The 17,265-nt window shown below is 44.4% G+C and carries 12 protein-coding genes; 6 read left to right on the top strand and 6 right to left on the bottom strand.

Annotation, left to right across the window (positions count from 1 at the left end):
• Window positions 1-34: 34 nt before the first annotated feature.
• Complete coding sequence (gene gorA / locus AC2CZC_RS10380; protein ID WP_237138493.1) at window positions 35-1,393, bottom strand: glutathione-disulfide reductase; 1,359 nt, start codon at window positions 1,391-1,393, stop codon at window positions 35-37.
• Between the two features lie 152 nt (window positions 1,394-1,545).
• On the opposite strand from gorA, the gene prlC reads away from it, so the two are divergent.
• The 4 genes from prlC (at window position 1,546) to AC2CZC_RS10400 (ending at window position 7,817) form a co-directional block, all read left to right on the top strand.
• Window positions 1,546-3,591, top strand: coding sequence for an oligopeptidase A (gene prlC / locus AC2CZC_RS10385; protein WP_484584763.1), 2,046 nt, complete (start codon window positions 1,546-1,548; stop codon window positions 3,589-3,591).
• A gap of 122 nt (window positions 3,592-3,713) precedes the next feature.
• Window positions 3,714-4,868, top strand: a complete 1,155-nt coding sequence (locus AC2CZC_RS10390) for a response regulator (RefSeq protein ID WP_484584764.1) — start codon at window positions 3,714-3,716, stop codon at window positions 4,866-4,868.
• 86 nt (window positions 4,869-4,954) lie between these two features.
• Window positions 4,955-5,722 (top strand): class I SAM-dependent methyltransferase, encoded by a 768-nt coding sequence (locus AC2CZC_RS10395; RefSeq protein WP_484584765.1) that lies wholly within the window; start codon window positions 4,955-4,957, stop codon window positions 5,720-5,722.
• 166 nt (window positions 5,723-5,888) lie between these two features.
• Window positions 5,889-7,817, top strand: coding sequence for a methyl-accepting chemotaxis protein (locus tag AC2CZC_RS10400; RefSeq protein WP_484584766.1), 1,929 nt, complete (start codon window positions 5,889-5,891; stop codon window positions 7,815-7,817).
• Window positions 7,818-7,948: 131 nt separating this feature from the next.
• Here the strand turns inward: AC2CZC_RS10400 and AC2CZC_RS10405 are convergent, their stop codons facing one another.
• A complete protein-coding gene (locus tag AC2CZC_RS10405; protein ID WP_484584767.1) occupies window positions 7,949-10,087 on the bottom strand; it encodes a S8 family peptidase in 2,139 nt (712 codons plus the stop codon).
• Window positions 10,088-10,453: 366 nt separating this feature from the next.
• Here AC2CZC_RS10405 and AC2CZC_RS10410 point away from each other — a divergent pair, with 366 nt between their 5' ends.
• On the top strand, window positions 10,454-11,641 hold the full coding sequence (locus tag AC2CZC_RS10410; RefSeq protein WP_484584768.1) for a BaiN/RdsA family NAD(P)/FAD-dependent oxidoreductase: 1,188 nt from the start codon (window positions 10,454-10,456) through the stop codon (window positions 11,639-11,641).
• A 617-nt stretch (window positions 11,642-12,258) separates the two neighbouring features.
• Complete coding sequence (locus tag AC2CZC_RS10415) at window positions 12,259-13,227, top strand: WD40 repeat domain-containing protein (RefSeq protein ID WP_484584769.1); 969 nt, start codon at window positions 12,259-12,261, stop codon at window positions 13,225-13,227.
• 241 nt (window positions 13,228-13,468) lie between these two features.
• On the opposite strand, the gene AC2CZC_RS10420 is transcribed toward AC2CZC_RS10415, so the two are convergent.
• The 4 genes from AC2CZC_RS10420 to AC2CZC_RS10435 form a co-directional block, all read right to left on the bottom strand.
• Window positions 13,469-15,187 carry an alkaline phosphatase D family protein gene (locus AC2CZC_RS10420; protein ID WP_484584770.1) on the bottom strand — a complete coding sequence of 573 codons (1,719 nt, stop codon included), beginning with the start codon at window positions 15,185-15,187 and terminating at the stop codon, window positions 13,469-13,471.
• A 293-nt stretch (window positions 15,188-15,480) separates the two neighbouring features.
• Entirely contained in the window at window positions 15,481-15,888 is a 408-nt protein-coding gene (locus tag AC2CZC_RS10425) for an ExbD/TolR family protein (RefSeq protein ID WP_484584771.1), read from the bottom strand.
• A 1-nt stretch (window position 15,889) separates the two neighbouring features.
• The gene (locus AC2CZC_RS10430; RefSeq protein WP_484584772.1) at window positions 15,890-16,576 is read right to left on the bottom strand and encodes a MotA/TolQ/ExbB proton channel family protein; all 687 of its coding nucleotides are present in this window, start codon (window positions 16,574-16,576) and stop codon (window positions 15,890-15,892) included.
• On the bottom strand, window positions 16,576-17,187 hold the full coding sequence (locus tag AC2CZC_RS10435) for an energy transducer TonB (protein ID WP_484584773.1): 612 nt from the start codon (window positions 17,185-17,187) through the stop codon (window positions 16,576-16,578). Before AC2CZC_RS10435 ends, AC2CZC_RS10430 begins: the two co-directional genes overlap by 1 nt.
• Between the last annotated feature and the right edge of the window lie 78 nt (window positions 17,188-17,265).

Genomic DNA, 17,265 nt, shown 5'->3' on the forward strand with positions numbered 1-17,265 from the left:
TTAATCAGTGTGCGCTTTTTGCATTTTTGGACAATTATCGCATTGTAACAAACTCTTCTGAGCCTGTTGGGTGGATAGCGACAACAGAATCAAAGTCTGCTTTGGTTGCACCCATCTTCATTGCGACACCAAAGCCTTGGATCATTTCATCAACGGCAAAGCCAATGCCGTGTAAGCCGACGATTTTCTCTTCAGGGCCTGCACATACTAACTTCATGCGACATGGTTGACGATGTTGTGTCACCGCTGTGTACATGGCTGCAAACGTCGAGTTGTATACCTTGATGTTGTCTTCACCATATTGCGCTTTGGCTTCTGGCTCTGTTAAACCTATGGTGCCGATCGGGGGATGACTGAATACCACAGTCGGGACTAGGTTGTAATCCATTTTGGCGTTAGGCAGTTCTGGGTTGAATAGGCGTTCAGCCAGCATACGGCCCGCTTTCACTGCAACAGGTGTCAGCTCGATACCGCCTTCCATGATATCGCCAAGTGCGTAAATACCTGGTACTGATGTATTTTGCCACTCATCAACCTTCACAAAACCTCTTTCAGTAACATCCACATCAGTTGCTGCAAGGTTGATTTTATCTGTTACAGGCTCGCGGCCAATTGCCCAAATCACCTGATCAACAGTGTGTGATTCACCATTTTCAAGGTGCAGAGTCACTGAACCATCAGCCTCTTTCACGAGCTCTTTTGGCGTTGAGTTAGTGTGTAATGTTGGGCCTTCTTTTTCCATGACTTCAGTGAGCGTTTCAACCACCATAGGGTCAAAGTTGCGTAGTGGAGCATGTTTACGAACAAACAGATGAGTTTCTGTGCCTAGGCTGTGTAGTACGCCGGCAAGTTCTACAGCAATATAACCTGCGCCAATGACGGCAACACGGCGTGGCTGCTCATTTAACTCAAAAAAGCCATTTGAGTCTATTCCGTGCTCTGCACCTGGAATATTTGGAATGCTTGGACGACCGCCCACTGCAATACAAATATGATCTGCGGTGTACTGTTCGCCATTTACTTCGATGGTTTTATTATCGATGAACTTGGCAAAGCCATTGATCACGGTAACGCCATTGCTGGCAAGATATTTGTTGTAACCTTGGTGGATACGGCCAATATAAGCCTCACGGCTTTCAACTAATTTGGCCCAATTGAAGTTTTTTAGCTCAACGTCAAAGCCGTAGTCTGGTGCATAAAGTTTGATGGCTTCAGCAACTTGTGCGCCGTGCCACATTACTTTTTTAGGTACGCACCCGACATTCACACAGGTGCCCCCCATGTGTTTTGCTTCGACAAGGGCGACCTTTGCGCCACGCATTGCCGCTCGGTTTGCTGATGCGATACCACCGCTACCACCGCCAATGGCAATGTAGTCAAAATGTTGAGCCATAATGTTTCCTCTTCTGAATTCGCTGAACTAGTCTTAGTATGACAGCTTTTATACGCCATAACTTTCAACTAGATTAGTAAGTTTTACTTGTATTTGCGCTATTAGCCCTTATTTCAAGTTTATTCAGGAAATAAAAAATTAAGAGAGACACTATGAGCAACCCATTAATTGGCCTTGAAGGATTACCGCCATTTTCAAAAATAAAGCCTGAGCATGTTGTACCTGCACTAAAATCAGCCATTGAACACTGTCGTAAAACCATAGATTCAGTGCTTGAGCAGGCGCAATTTAACTGGCAAAACTTTGTTCAACCTCTTGAAGAAGCAGATGATAAGCTATCTAAAATGTGGTCCCCTGTGTCTCACATGCACTCAGTTGTTAATAATGAAGAATTAAGAAAAGCGTATGATGAGTGCCTACCACTGATTTCAGAATACTCAACGTATGTTGGTCAGCACCAAGGTTTATACCAAGCGTACTTGTCAATTGAGCAAAGCGACGAATTTGAAAGCTTAAGCACAGCACAACAAAAAACCATTAAAAATGCGCTAAGAGATTTCAAATTATCGGGCATTGCTTTGGATGAAGCCGGACAGAAACGTTATGGTGAGATAAGTGCAAAGCTTTCTGAGCTGGGTGCAAAATTTGGTAACAATGTAATGGATGCAACCCAAGCATGGCATTTACATGTCACTGATGAAGCCGATTTAGGCGGTTTGCCAGAGTCAGCGCTGGCCCTAGCTGCGCATACTGCACAAGCTAAAGAGCTTGAAGGCTGGGTATTTACGCTAGATATTCCTTCTTACCTACCGATTATGACGTACGCAGACAATCGCGACTTGCGTGAGCAAATGTACCGCGCATTTGTGACGCGCGCATCAGATCAGGGCCCAAATGGTGGCGAGTTTGATAACTCAGCGATCATGACGGAAGCGCTGGCACTGCGTCACGAATTAGCTGTGCTATTAGGTTTTGATAGTTTTGCAGATAAGTCGCTGGCAACCAAAATGGCTGAAACACCAGCGCAAGTTTTTGATTTTTTAAATGATTTGGCGAAAAAGTCTAAGCCTCAAGCGCAGCAAGAAGTTGATGAATTGAGAGCGTTCGCCAAAGATGAACATCAGGTTGAGCTGCTAGAAGCTTGGGATTATGGCTATTATGGTGAAAAGCTAAAGCAGGCCAAATATGCCATCTCAGATGAATTATTACGTCCTTACTTCCCAGCGGATCGCGTGTTAAGTGGGTTATTTGAGACCGTTAATCGCCTGTTTGGCATTAAAGTCACTGAAGTGAGTGAATTTGACAGTTACCACGAAGATGTACGCTTTTTTGCTATCCATGACAACAATGGCGTGCTGCGCGGTCACTTCTATTTAGATTTGTATGCGCGTGAACACAAACGCGGTGGTGCTTGGATGGACGATTGTATGGGCCGACGTACATTGTCAGATGGCACATTGCAGACACCGGTTGCTTACTTGGTATGTAACTTTAATAAAGCGGTTGGTGATAAACCAGCGCTATTTACGCATAATGAAGTCACCACGTTATTCCATGAGTTTGGTCATGGTATTCACCATATGCTGACGCAAATTGATGCGCCTGCTGTTGCGGGCATTAATGGTGTGGCATGGGATGCGGTTGAGCTTCCAAGTCAGTTTTTAGAAAACTGGTGTTATGAAGAAGAAGCGTTGAGCTTTATATCTGGACACTACGAAAGTGGTGAGCCACTACCAAAAGCGTTATTAGACAAGTTACTGGCGGCTAAAAACTATCAATCAGCCATGCAAATGCTCAGACAGATTGAGTTCTCACTGTTTGATTTCCATATTCATGCCGATTATCAGCAAGGTGAAGCGTGCCAAATTCAAGCGAGACTGAACCAAGTCAGAGAGCAAGTCGCCATTATTAAAGCGCCAGAGTTTAACCGATTCCAGCATAGCTTTAGCCATATTTTTGCTGGGGGCTATAGCGCAGGATACTACTCGTATAAATGGGCTGAGGTACTGTCTGCAGATGCTTATTCTCGTTTCGAAGAAGAAGGCATCTTCAATGCGCAAACCGGTAAAGACTTTATGGAAAACATCCTAGAAATGGGCGGTTCAGAAGAGCCTATGGTGTTATTCCAACGCTTTAGAGGTCGTACGCCACAAGTTGATGCATTGTTGCGTCACAGTGGTATTGGCAAAGCCGCATAAGCGCATATTGTCATTTGCACATGCACAAAGCGTCCGAAAGGGCGCTTTGTTGTTTTTGCACTCGCAAAATAAACAGTTCCGTCTATGCTTTGGTAAAGACCTGATCTTGTAGGGAAAGCCATATGACAAATTTAGTGCTTGCCATTGACGATGACAAGCTCATTCACCATGTTATCGAGCAGTCATTATCGCAAAGTTGTAAATTGATCCACGCTAAAAATGGCGAGCAGGGCTTAAGGTTAGCAATTAAATATCAACCGGATATTATTTTGCTCGACGTGGAAATGCCGGGCATGTCTGGCTTTGAAGTGTGTGAACGCTTAAAAGCAGGAGACCACACCGCTGATATTCCCGTGATGTTCTTATCTTCCAAATCAGATATTAGCGAACGTATGCGCGGGTACAATGCGGGAGCCGCTGATTACATTGTAAAGCCATTTGAAGGGTCTGAATTATTGGCGCGGATCAAAGTCTTGGATGATTACCGCCGTCAATCTGTGGCGCTTAAGCAAGACATGCAAAGGGCGCAAATAACCGCTGAAATCGCCATGACAGACTCAGGAGATATGGGTCGGATAATGCGTTATGTTGGTCAGTCTTACCATGCCCATGATTTAACTACTCTGTCGGAGTACTTTTTAGAGTTTTTTACCCCGCTCAATTTAGAGGTAGCGCTGGCTTTTTGGTACCACAATCAAGCGGTATTCTTTTCCCAAGAGGGCGCAATACAGCCAATAGAGCAGGAGTTGTTAGAAACCAACAAAGAGGGCAGCCGATTTGTTGATTTTGGTCGGCGCACTATTATTAATTACCCCAAAGTATCCTTATTAATTAAAAACATGCCTACCGATGATCCTGCGCTTTATGGCCGCTTTAAAGATTTGCTGCCGCATATTCTCGAGGCCACCAATGCCAAAATAAAAGATATGGAAGTGAGCGAAGTGGCATTAAATAAAGTTGAGGAAATTGGCTTGGCATTTGCGCAGTTAAGCGAGCAGCTTGGTGGCATTGGCGAGATTTATGGCGCGAAGGTCGCGGAGTTTGAGCAGTTTGTCAAAGAAGACGCTGTTAAAACCGGACTGGATGAAGCGCATAAGGTGTCTCTTGAGCGCTTGAGTGAACATTTTTTATTTGTGAATGATGAGTTTTCAATTATTCGCTATAAGCTGGGCGAAATCACCCAAGTACGCCAAGAGCTTATTCAAAGCCTCAATCAAATGGCCAAGCCTTGGGGAGAGGATGAGGTACCTGCACAAACCGACATTGAATTGTTTTAGTCGATGCGACACAACAGCGTCGATTGGATTCTTTTTTCCTTAATTAAGCGATATAATCTGCAGGCTTAACCGACAGGAGCCTGCAGTTGTATATTCACACGCCATTTGAAGAAAACCGTTCTTATTTAGATGAGATCACAAAACGCTTTGAGCTAGATAAACACCAAGCGCTCGATGAGGAGTTTCGTTTGGTTTATGACGAAGCGGGGTTGGCGCTATTTAAAAAAGATGAGCCAAAGCTTGGGGCCATTCGTGTCGATTTTGCCACTGGGGCCAGCGCCCATCGACGTAAGTTTGGTGGCGGTAAAGGTCAAGCCATTGCCAAAGCGGTTGGATTAAATAAAGGCGTAACGCCTGTGGTGCTCGATGCCACTGCGGGTCTTGGACGCGATGCATTTGTATTGGCGTCTTTAGGCTGTAAAGTATTGATGCATGAAAGGCACCCTGTGGTTGCAGCGCTTTTATATGATGGTTTGCAGCGCGCCTATCAAGATGCAGAAATTGGCAGCTGGATGCAAGAGAATATGCACATCGCATTTGGCTCAAGCCATGCACTACTTGAACAGGCAATGCAGGATGAGTCGAGTCGCCCTGATGTGGTGTATCTAGACCCTATGTTTCCGCACCGTGAAAAATCTGCACAAGTGAAAAAAGAAATGCGCGTGTTTCAATCCTTAGTTGGTGCAGACAATGACGCCGACGCCTTGCTGCCTTTTGCGACTCAATTGGCGACCAAGCGCGTTGTGGTAAAACGCCCAGATTATGCACCGTTTTTAAATTCACACACACCCAGCATGCAAATTACCACTAAGAAGAACCGTTTTGATGTCTATGTCAACGCGGCGATGAAGTAAACATCTGCACGCAGACTTTTGCCCTGTCGCGAGTTTGTACACAAAAAGCATACTAAAAAAGTATGCTTTTATCTGAGATTGCTCATTTGGTAAACAACTTACATCAAAATGTCATAAAAGGTTAATACTCTGAGCCCGAAATTCACTTTTTGGGATTGTAGTACATATGCGTGTTTCATCTTTCACTCGGCTGCTGGCGGTGTTGTTAGCCATTGCCAGTATCATTCTTGCGGCGACCTTATTGTGGGCAAGTCAGGTATTTAGCAAGTTAGATCAGCAAGATAGCGCATATACTCAGCTTAAAAATACGGTTTTAATTGATTTAGCTGGTACGGTTGAAGATTACCTCAGCTCAGGTGATAGCTTGTATTTAAATCAGGCCAGCGAGCAGATCACTATCATCAAAAATAAGCATTTAGCAACCATGTCTAGTGATGCAATGACGGATATGGAAAAGCAACTTGATGCATTAAATGGTGATATTCAGGGTAAGTATCGAGCGCTTGGCAAATTATCGGGCAATGAATTAGCACTGCTTGATAATGCACTGCGGCAAATGGCGGGCTCTGCCTCCTCATTGATGAATTATGTTGCGCAGGCACAGGGTCATGCTCTGAGTGATCGCTATTATACATTGGCGTCCGATTACTATTTTGAAACCACCAATTTAAGTATTTATACCTACCAACTGGTGTTGCACTACGACCAAGCAACACAGCAAAGCTTGCACAAATCACTCAACAGACTACAAACCCTCGCATCGCAAATTGATAGGCTAGATGATTTAGGCGTAATGACCGAAGTGGATGAGGACGAGCTTTTTCTGGGGGAAGAGCCTGAAGATTTAGCGCAAGAGATCAAGTCTGAATTGAGTAGCTGGCCAAATCGCTTTAGCCGTGACTTAGAAAATACACTACGTCAGGCACAGCAACGCCAAGCGGGGATCACGGCACTGCGTGATGATATTAAGCAATTATCTGCACTGATGTTAGATGCAGGCGAGCAGTTAAAGCGCCGTCAGGTAGAGCTCAAGTCTCAAGTATTTACTATTTTTGGCGCTGCCATTGGCTTGCTCGTATTGCTGGCTGTTGGTGTGTATTGGGTGCAGTTTAGTCAAGTGCTGACGCCGCTGCGCAACTTACGAGATGGCTTTGCCTTTTTAATTGAGAGTAATGAGCTGAAACAGATTAAGTGTAAGCGAGCCAATACTGAAGTGGGTGAAATTGCCCAGTACTTTAATCAATTGATTGAAAGGCAACGGGTAGAAGCACAAGAGCGCGAACAAATGCTGCAAGTGATCAACGACTTTATGCAAGACATGAATCGAAACTTGGCCAGCATTAGTCAGCAGTCAGAGCATACCTATGAGCAGGTAGCGCATAACCAACATCAGCTGGATGAGATCAAATTAATCGGTTTTGAAGCCAGTAATATCAATCAACAAGTGGCTGATAACGCCAGTGATACGTTTAATGCGATGACGCAAAGTGTCGGCTTTGCAGAGTCTATGCTCAAGGCCAGCTCAAGTACTCAAAGCCGTGTGGATCAAGGACTGGTGAGTCTCAATGAATTGCTCGTTGGGGTTGAAGATGTCGGCAAGGTGATAGAGATGATCCACACCATTGCTGAGCAAACTAACTTATTGGCACTGAACGCGGCCATTGAGTCTGCGCGTGCCGGTGAGCACGGCCGAGGCTTTGCGGTAGTGGCCGATGAAGTGAGAAAGCTTGCCCGTCAAACGCAGGACTCGCTCACAGACATCAATGCGCAGCTTAATATTTTAAGTGATAATTCCAGTAAGGTATCAAATCAGATCAGTGCATTAGCCCAAGAAGCACAGCAGCAAACTGAACATGCCCAAGAGCTAAAGCGTAACTCAGAAGGCGTTGCTGAGCGTGCACAAGGTGCCAGCCAAGTCGCCGCGGATGCGATGGCTCTCAGCAATCAGCAAACCGAATTGGTAGATAGTTTTAGCAGCTCTATGGCGACGATGAAAGCGCAGGTGAGTGGGTCAAACCAACAGATCAGCGATATTCAACAGCGCTTAGAACAGCAAATGGCGCAGATCAGGGCAAGTTTGGGTTTGCAGTCATAATCAATGATTAACGTGAGAGTAAGCAAAAAGCCAAACAGATGTTTGGCTTTTTTATTGTCTTAATGTAGCTGACGCGGGATGTAAAAAGCCGGAGTCACTCCGGCTTAGTTTGTTACATTAAGTGCCAGGGATTATTTGTACTGTGCGTCTAGTGTCACACCAGAGAAAGTACGGTATGCACGTAGACCAATGTGCCAAACGCCAGCAGCTGGGTTAGTGATGGTACATGTTTCAGCGTTACCGCCTTCATATGGACGACACTGGTAAGTAGACGTTGAAGGAGCGCTACCTGGGTTTACATAAAGGTCAGCATCACCTGAACCACCTGAGATTTTAACCGTTAGGCTCGACATGCCAGCAGGGACAGTCACTTGGTGACGGCTCCAGTTGCCTGTTGATGCAGATAGGTTTGTCTCAGTGATACCACCAGGTTGTGTGCCTGTGCTTTCTGCGTTTGCAACAAGGCTCACACCGCTATACGCTGAATAACCGCGCATCATTACGTGATATGTGCCAGAAGCGTTATCAATAGTACACACTTCGTTGTTACCGCCTTCATATGGGCGACAGTCATACGTTGTTGTTGTTGGCTTAGCACCTGCTCTGACGTAAAGGTCAGCATCACCCGTACCACCACTCATTGTGAAGGTTACTTTGCTCGCGCCAGCAGGCGTTTCAAATGTGAAGAAAGCTTCAGCATCTTTTGCACCGCTTAGGCCTGTTTTTGCTTCACCATCAACTAATACATTGTCACCTGGGTTTGTATTGTCATTGCCAAGTGCCATATCAACAGCCGCGTTTGCGTCAACGATACCTGTACCACAGTTAGTACACGTTGCAGGGAAGCTACGTGTGGTATTTTTAAGAATTGTTTCGATTTCATCAGGCGTTGCAGTAGGTTTTGCTTGCTTGATAAGCGCTGCAATACCTGCAACATGTGGTGCTGCCATCGACGTACCTTGTGAGTAGCTATAGCTATCGCTCACAGGTGTGTTGCTACCTGAATTATAAGTAGAAAGAATGCCTTCAGGGTCATTGGCGAAGCTTTGTGCGCCACCTGGTGCTGCAACGTCAATTGAAGAGCCGTAGTTTGAGTAGTATGCACGGCCACCGTCACGACCTACAGATGCAACGTTAACGATGCCAGCACAGTTACCTGGGTTGTAGTTATTTGCATTGTCGTTGTCGTTACCCGCAGCGATAACGATCACAGAGCCGTTTGCACGTGCTTGGTTAATCGCATTTTGTGTCGTAGAGCTACATGCACCGCTACCACCTAAACTCATGTTGATAACATCAGCTGGGTTGGCGTTTGCAGGTACACCGGCGACTGAACCACCTGATGCCCAGATGATGCCATCTGCGATATCAGACGTTAAACCACCACACTTACCAAGTACACGTACTGGTACAACTTTAGAATCATAAGCAACACCGGCAACACCTTCACCATTGTTAGTTACCGCAGCAACAGTACCGGCAACGTGTGTACCGTGCCAGCTTGAGTTACGTGCGCTGTGAGTATAACCACACTCGTTGGCTGTCACTGCATCACCTGGGTCACGTGCATCGCTGTCGCGACCGCCGCCGTCATTTGCTACTGACAGGTTAGAGATCATGTCGTAACCTGGTAGGATATTTGCGTTTAAGTCAGCGTGCGGACGGTAACCTGTATCTAGTACCGCAACTACCACACCACTACCTGTCGCTTTGTCCCAAGCTGCTGGTGCATTAATACCACCTGCTGCTTCAAAGTAGTGCCACTGTGAGCTATAGCTTGGATCGTTTGGTGCAGCAAATGGCTGTAGCATTTGGTCAACTTCGATGTGCTCAACGTTGCCTGATGCAATCATGTCTTGCATGAATTTTTGTGTTTCTGCTGCATTAAGTTTCTTGTCTGCACGCATTACGTGGTGATTTGAAAGCGCCATCGGACGAACGTACTGCGCTTTAGCTGCTGCACGCTTGCTGTTGAAGCCTTTTACGAAACTGCGAGCGCGTGTATTCATCATGGCAGGAGACATATCGACACTTGAAAGTGACATGATGTCATTGCCGCTGTTGTTGTTTTTATATTTGATGATGAACTGCGTACCAAAACCGCTTTGTGATTCTAGTTTTTGTGCGATTTGGGCTTGGCTTGGCAGTGCTGGCGCTAATAACTCAACTTGTGTGTTAACACCTTCTGGCATTGCCATTACTGCGTTTGCTGAAAGTAATCCTGTCACAGCCATTGATATTGCTGCTAATTTAAAATTTCCTGTTGTCATTTTTTTACCCTTGTTTTACTTGTTGTTTTTCTTGGCAACCTCTCTGCGCCAAGAGGTTAACAAACGTAAATTCATTGTTCTTTTTGTGAAAGTATTGTTTTGTTATTTACACTATTGATTTAGTTATAAGGAGATGGATAAAGGGCTTTATTATTTCATTATCATTATGTTTTTATTAAACTTTATCAAAATATTCCTGGTTAAAGAATAAACTATTTTGCAATGTAAAAAAATGTAAATGATTTATCTCATATTCTAAAAAGTGATAGAAATATGCTTTTTTGGTTGTGTTTTGAACTATAAACTCCCCCTCAAGCTTAAAAAAAGTTATAATTGCGGCATAAGTTTTTCGTTTCAGAGTATACAATGTTGCAATTTGACGTGGTGATCATCGGCGCAGGTGCCGCTGGATTAATGTGTGCGGCGCAATCTGGTTACAGAGGCCGAAAGGTCGCTATTGTTGATATGGGAAAAAAAGTGGGAAGAAAAATTCTCATTAGTGGCGGTGGTCGTTGCAATTTTACCAATGAAAATGCCAGCCCAGAAAACTATCTGTGTGCCAATCCTCACTTTGTAAAATCCAGTTTAAGCCGTTATAACCAGCATGACTTTATTGAGCTGGTGGACCGTCATGGTTTAAATTATCATCACAAAACACTTGGGCAACTATTCTGTGATAACAGCGCACAAGACATCGTTGATATTTTGATGACTGAATGTGAGTGGGCTGGCGTTGAAGTCTTTTTACGCAATGAAGTGCTCAACGTGGAACGTGACGAGCAAGGCCTTTATATAGTCACCACATCAGAGCATACCTTTAGTTGTTCATCTTTGGTTGTCGCGTCAGGCGGTCTAACCATGCCAAAGCTGGGAGCAACACCAATCGGTTATAAAATTGCAGAGCAGTTTGGTTTAAATCTACTACCAACAACCGCAGCCCTAGTACCTTTTACCTTGCACGACCACGATAAAGCGCGCTTTGAAGGCTTGTCTGGGATCAGTGTCGATAGCCTAGTGACCAGTGATGATGGCACGCAGTTTAGAGAGAATATCCTCTTTACTCACCGCGGCCTATCGGGCCCTGCAATCTTACAAATATCTTCTTTTTGGCGAGCAGGGCAGGCAGTCAGTATCAACTTATTACCAGATACAGATGTGGCTGAGCTACTGCACGATTGGCGTCAAAACCAAGGCCAAAAGTCAGTTAAAAACCTGCTTGGGCAACTGCTACCCAAACGCTTTGTTGATGCATTAATTAACGACAACAGCATACCGGATAAACCCGCTAACCAACTAACCCATGGCGAGATTGATACCATCGCCGCGACATTAACTGCTTGGCAAATAAAACCCAATGGCACCGAAGGCTACCGCACCGCAGAGGTCACGTTAGGTGGCGTTGACAGTGACGAGCTGAGCTCTAAAACTTTTGAAGCGAAAAAAGCTAAAGGCTTATACTTTATCGGTGAAGTTACCGAAGTCACCGGTTGGCTTGGCGGCTATAATTTCCAATATGCATGGTCTAGCGGCTGGGCATGTGGGCAGGTGTGCTAGTTGTTTAGGAACAATAAAGTTTGTACAAAGGGGTGATCGCTTCACCCCTTTATTGTATCTGCACATAGGTGCAAAATATACGTTGCGAAGCAAGGTTACTTTTGCGCAAGGTGAAATAAGCAACTTACACACATATTAAAAAGTACTGATTAGCATATTCATGTGCCTGCATGCCTTGGCCCGTATCAATGTCAGTACATGACTCATCAATTGCTTATTTTCAGGCGTCAGAGAAAGGGAAGTGGTGTTGTCTGAAAAGCTTTAATATTAAAGATCCTGCCCTCGTCATTCTGACGAAAGTCAGAAACCATGTTACAGAACTGTTAGTTTGAACAATAACTCTGACCTTTTTGATTACTGAACAACAGAAATGAGAAAATATCTGCCGTTGAAAAATGTAATATCACCATGCAAAATGCGGGGCCTGACTTCGTTTGTTTCTAATTTAGAGTATTGGCTTGGCGACTTTATGGGCGTGGATTACGGCGATGATTCAAAGCAAATTGTCCAATCAGATAATTTTTTGGATTATGCCAAGAGTAATATCTGCAGTTGTGAACGTTTATTCGGAAACAAGATTATTGGCCTTAGCGCCTAATATTGAAAGGAATATAAAAATGAAAAAAATATCCGCTATGGCTTTCTCGTTACTATTAACGGGCTGTTTTTGGGGCTCTCACTTTGAAGCGCCTGCAAGCTCTCAAAAGCAACATGGCTCAGGGTTAGTACAATCATCTGATCTCTCTCATGACGGTGCTTTGTCTATTATTGCAAGGCAAAATGAAGTTTGCTTATGGAGTAACCTCTCAGATAAAAAAGTATTTCCCTGTATCGCTGAGGGCAATATTGAGTTGTCAGGAATAGCTGAAAACGCCAGTGTGTTTTATATATCCAACAGGCTGTCTGTCAGCCTATTTTCGACAAAGTCTGGCAAGCCCTTAGGCGCATGGTCAAGTGGTGAAAATATTATTAGAGATATTGCGATATCTAATGACGGTGAAACTTTACTGTTAGGGTATAGAAGCGGCAAAACGGAAGTAATAAATGTCAGACGTAATAGCCGAACGCTATACAAATTACACGACTTAGATGTAAACACCGTGGCGCTGTCCTCTGATGGGCGTACAGCAATGACAGGCTCCAGTGACAAATTCGCTAAACTGTGGGATGTACAAACAGGCAAAGAATTACAGTCTTATAAATTCTCTACCAGAGTCAACCATGTTTCTCTAAACGCAGACGCAACTAAGGCGTTTGTGCTGGACTCTGTGGATGCTCGTCAGTTTATTGATTTAAAAGCACAAGAGTTAAGCTCGTCCTTATCTACATTTGGCAACTTCATAGAATTTAATCAATCGGCATTTATTAACAATGATCAGTGGTTACTCACTGCTTCTCCAAACCAAAAAGTGCAGATTTGGCGTGTTGCAGATGGGGATTTAATTGCAAAGTTTATGGCGAATAAAATCGATGGTCGAAATCGAGCTTCAGTATTAAGCATCGCGGTGAATGAGTCTAAGCAAGTTGTCATCAGTGAAACAAATGATGGCGTTGTAGAAACTTGGCCAATAAACACGCTGCTTTAAGCCCTAATGAGGCAGTTACAACAGCATCGCACTGTAACTGCTTCGATTTTATTAGAGTTCTGTTCATACAAAACTATGCGCTAACACAGCCTTCGCTCTACTGAGTTTTTTGGCTCAAAGTAGCCCTTTTTGCACAGGCATTATCTGGCTACTTGAGCTTCGTATAGGTTATGAGAGCACAATTTAATAAAGGTACTTTCGACAATATGATTGCTTAGCAACACATACTGCAAAGCCACCATCAAACAATCCTTATCTTTTCTTTCTGTAATTCATCATCATTGGGCTTGCCATAATAGACGTTGGCGATAATCGACAAGGCATTGCTTTGCTCTTTTATATCGACCACCAAAAAGTTATTTTTACCTGCCATTTCAAATATGTTTTCTATCTCAATATGGGGTGAGCGATACATCTTTTTGCTGCTATCGATGGCAACGGCAGCCATTTTGGGTGGCGGTTTGCGAGAGATGGCACTGGAGGTGATGTTCATCACCTTGGCGTTGGGGAAGGTCGGAGATGAGATCTTGAAAGCAGATGCGCAGTGCACATCACCGCTTAAAAAGGTGATGGGAACTTGATTAACATGGGATAGCTCAAATACATGATCTAACATGATATTTCGCTCTTTGATATTGGTGTCATTGCCCCATTCATCAATGGCATCGTCCATGGCTCCAAAAATCTTTAACAGTAGATCCATGTTATTCATTACCGCGTCATTCCAATGCACAACCGGCACGGCAGTGACGATAAAGATGGCTTTCACACCGCTGGTTGCTGTGCCGCTAAGCCACTGTGCAAAGCGTCTCATTTGCTTAGGGCCCAATAAACGCGCGCCGTCTGCTTGGTTTTCCACATCATGGTGCGAGCGTGTATCAAGCACATAAACACCGATAGGGCCTTTTATAAATCCGTAGTCCCATTGCTGCTGGCTATCTTCGATATCATAGTGTCTGTTCGATACATTCGTATCTGGGTTATGCAAATGCTGATAATCCAAATAAGCTCTCTTAGCGGCTTGGTATGCCAAGCGCGCGATGGTTGAGTTTATATGGTCATTGTCGTACCCAAAAAATAGACTGAGTTTATCTATTCGCTGCGCTTTGGTGAGTGAGCCCCAGCCGTCCATAATCTCATGGTCGTCCCAAATCATGTATTGAGGATAAGCGCGATATACCGATTGCTGCGAGCCGAAGTTCCAATAAATGCGATAATAGATGCGATAAAGCTTAGTTAAGTAGTCTATAACGCCTTCTTTGTTGAGTGTGCCTTGTTCTGTGTAGGCGTCATATAACGCGTTTTTGTGGCGACTGAGCCAATCCCATAAATCTTCAATGTCAGGTTGAGCCTGTTTAAACTTTGATTTAGTTCGTTTGCCATGGGTATCACAGTAGACTTGATCGCCACCGCCTATTACAAAGCGGGTGTTCCTTGCTTCCAGTGCTTCGCACAGATCTGGCCATAAGCCATCTGTAATCGACTTCTGTCCAAAGGGGTCGTGACAGCTATAAAACCCAAAACTAAAGTCACGCCAATTGGACCCTTGCTGATCCGTGTAGAAGGTGTGCTCGATACGGTAACCTTTTTCAATTTTTCTCGGCAGTGCCTGGTGGGTATCGCCATAGGCAAATAAAAAGTAATGATAGCAAGTGTCTGGACTTAAGCTTTCTAGCGTGACACAGGCACAATTGTCATATTTTTCTTCTGTATCAATTGGGTACTTTACTATACCTGCACCACTGAAGCAGACATCATCAGGGTGAGAGCTAAATTCGTCAAGGCGGGTTTTGATTGTGTTTATATGGGCGGCTTCAACGAGGACGATACACCATTGTCCAGGCGTGAAGGTGCGTAGCCAAATCTTAGCGGTGGAGTCTGTGGTATGCCCAACAATACACATAGAGTTGAGTTTGGGTAGAGCTGACTCATATTGGTTGGGGTCGGGTAATCTTGTCATGTCTACTCCTTGGGACGACAGGTTTATCAATGCGGACGGTCGGGTTTAACGTGTGTGATTGTCAAAATTATAGTGCGGTTTTCAACAGGTATTGATATTTCTGGAGTGAAAACGATATTGATTGGCGGGCATGTACGAGCGCACAACTTGACAGTAATAGGCCGTAATATCTTTTTGGCCTGTCTCAAAGATATAGTGGATGCATACCTATGTGATGGCATTGAGTTGTGACTTAGACCAAATGTATAGTTTTCTTGAGAAGCCAATAGGCAAGCAGTGTGGTTGCTGCCTGCCTATTTTTTTTGCTCATCCTGCTTTGCAAAACTGACTTTATCGATATTTAACTGGTTTAACAGCGACATTAAACCATGCACATCCTGATACTGGGTTTTACTGCTCACATTTAAATGCACACTCAAATCGGTCTGCTCCGCTTGTTTAGTTAAATAGTGTCTGACTTGAGCTTGGTTAAGCGTTTGGCCGTTTACTCGCCATGTGCCCTTGTCATTAATTGATAGAGTGAGCTGTGCAGATTGTACGGCTTGAGTTTGTCCATTGCTGACATCGACATTAAGCGCTTTGGTGAGCAAAGGGGAGGTGATCAGAACAATGACCAGCAATACCAGCATGACATCAATCAAAGGCAGCATATTGGGCTCTTTAATGCTAGGTGTCTGTCCATCTTGCTGATTAAAATCCATATTAAGATCCCGATAAATGTGCAGGCGAGTGGCCAGTTAATAGGTAATTATGCCACTGCTGGGCAAAATAATTGAGGTCAGTTTGTAGCTGCTCATATTGCTTGGCAAAAAAGTTATAAAACAACACTGCTGGAATGGCAACAGCGATACCCACTCCAGTGATAATCAGTGCCTCAGCAATGGCTGGCGCGAGGGCGGTCAGCGTTGTCGTTGTTTGCTCGCCAATGACATTCAGGGATAAGTGAATGCCCCAGACTGTGCCGAGTAAACCGATAAAGGGCGCGCAGGCGGCGGTGGTAGCAAGTAAGTTCAAGCCATGCTTAGGTAAGGCGCGCTTACTGTACAGCGTTAATTGACTGGCGAGAAAATCAGACAATGATAGTTGTTCACTGGGGGCGTCTAGATATTGCTGCTTTGCCAAGTTGCCAACTTTTGCAATGTGGTAATACAGACCAAAGCGTTTAAAAAGTTTAGGGCTTGGCGATACATGGGCTTGTCGAAATGCGACCATTGTTTCTTGTTTATGCCACAGTTGCTTTGCGTAACTTTGTTGGCGTTTGATACATAGCAAAGACCAGCACAAATGAAGTGCTCGGCTCCAAGTCAAACATGACATGGCTAAAAGCAGTAAAAAAATGGTAAGAATGATTGGGTCAAACTGGCTGAGAGATATAAATATGTTTGTCATTATGGGGTGGGCTCGATGGTTTTATTGGCATGTATGTGGGCTTTTTCAATTTCAAAAATAATACGTTGCTGGTACCAGTGTGAAATTGCTTCGTTATTGAGTAATGTGGGATAAAAAGACCAATCTAAAATGGCGCTTTTCGCGGCCATATCTAGGGCATTAAAGCCACTGCTTTTGACAATGCGTGGAGACTCTACACCACCACGAGCATTGACCAAAAACGTGACGGTGACGACACCTTGTTGGCCAGCGGCTTTTGCACCTTCTGGGTAGACTGGCTGTGGCGTGTTAATGGGCCTAGCAAGCTGCTTCTGCCGTGCTGGTGCTGACCTTGCACTGATTCCATTTTGTTTATTTATTTCTTGATTGTGAGTGCTTACTAATGATTTGGTTTTTGCATTTTCATTCGGTGTGGCGTGCTGTTGCGTGTTTGTGTGTGCAAAGTCACTTTGCTGCGGTGTGTTTGCAGCTGGAGGCGGTAATTCTGCCAGCGTCATTGTAAGGTGATTAGGTGCTATAGAGGTTGCTTCTTTTTTATCACCAGTCAAAAACCCCAGTACAAGTATGTGCAGGGCCACAACCAATATTAGCAAAACAACAAATCGCATCATCCAATCACAGTTATTTGGTTTAAATCATGCTTATGGTATTGAATTGTTTAATACTAATCAATAATAAGCCCGCCGAGC

It is taken from the genome of Pseudoalteromonas sp. MMG033, from assembly GCF_057197785.1.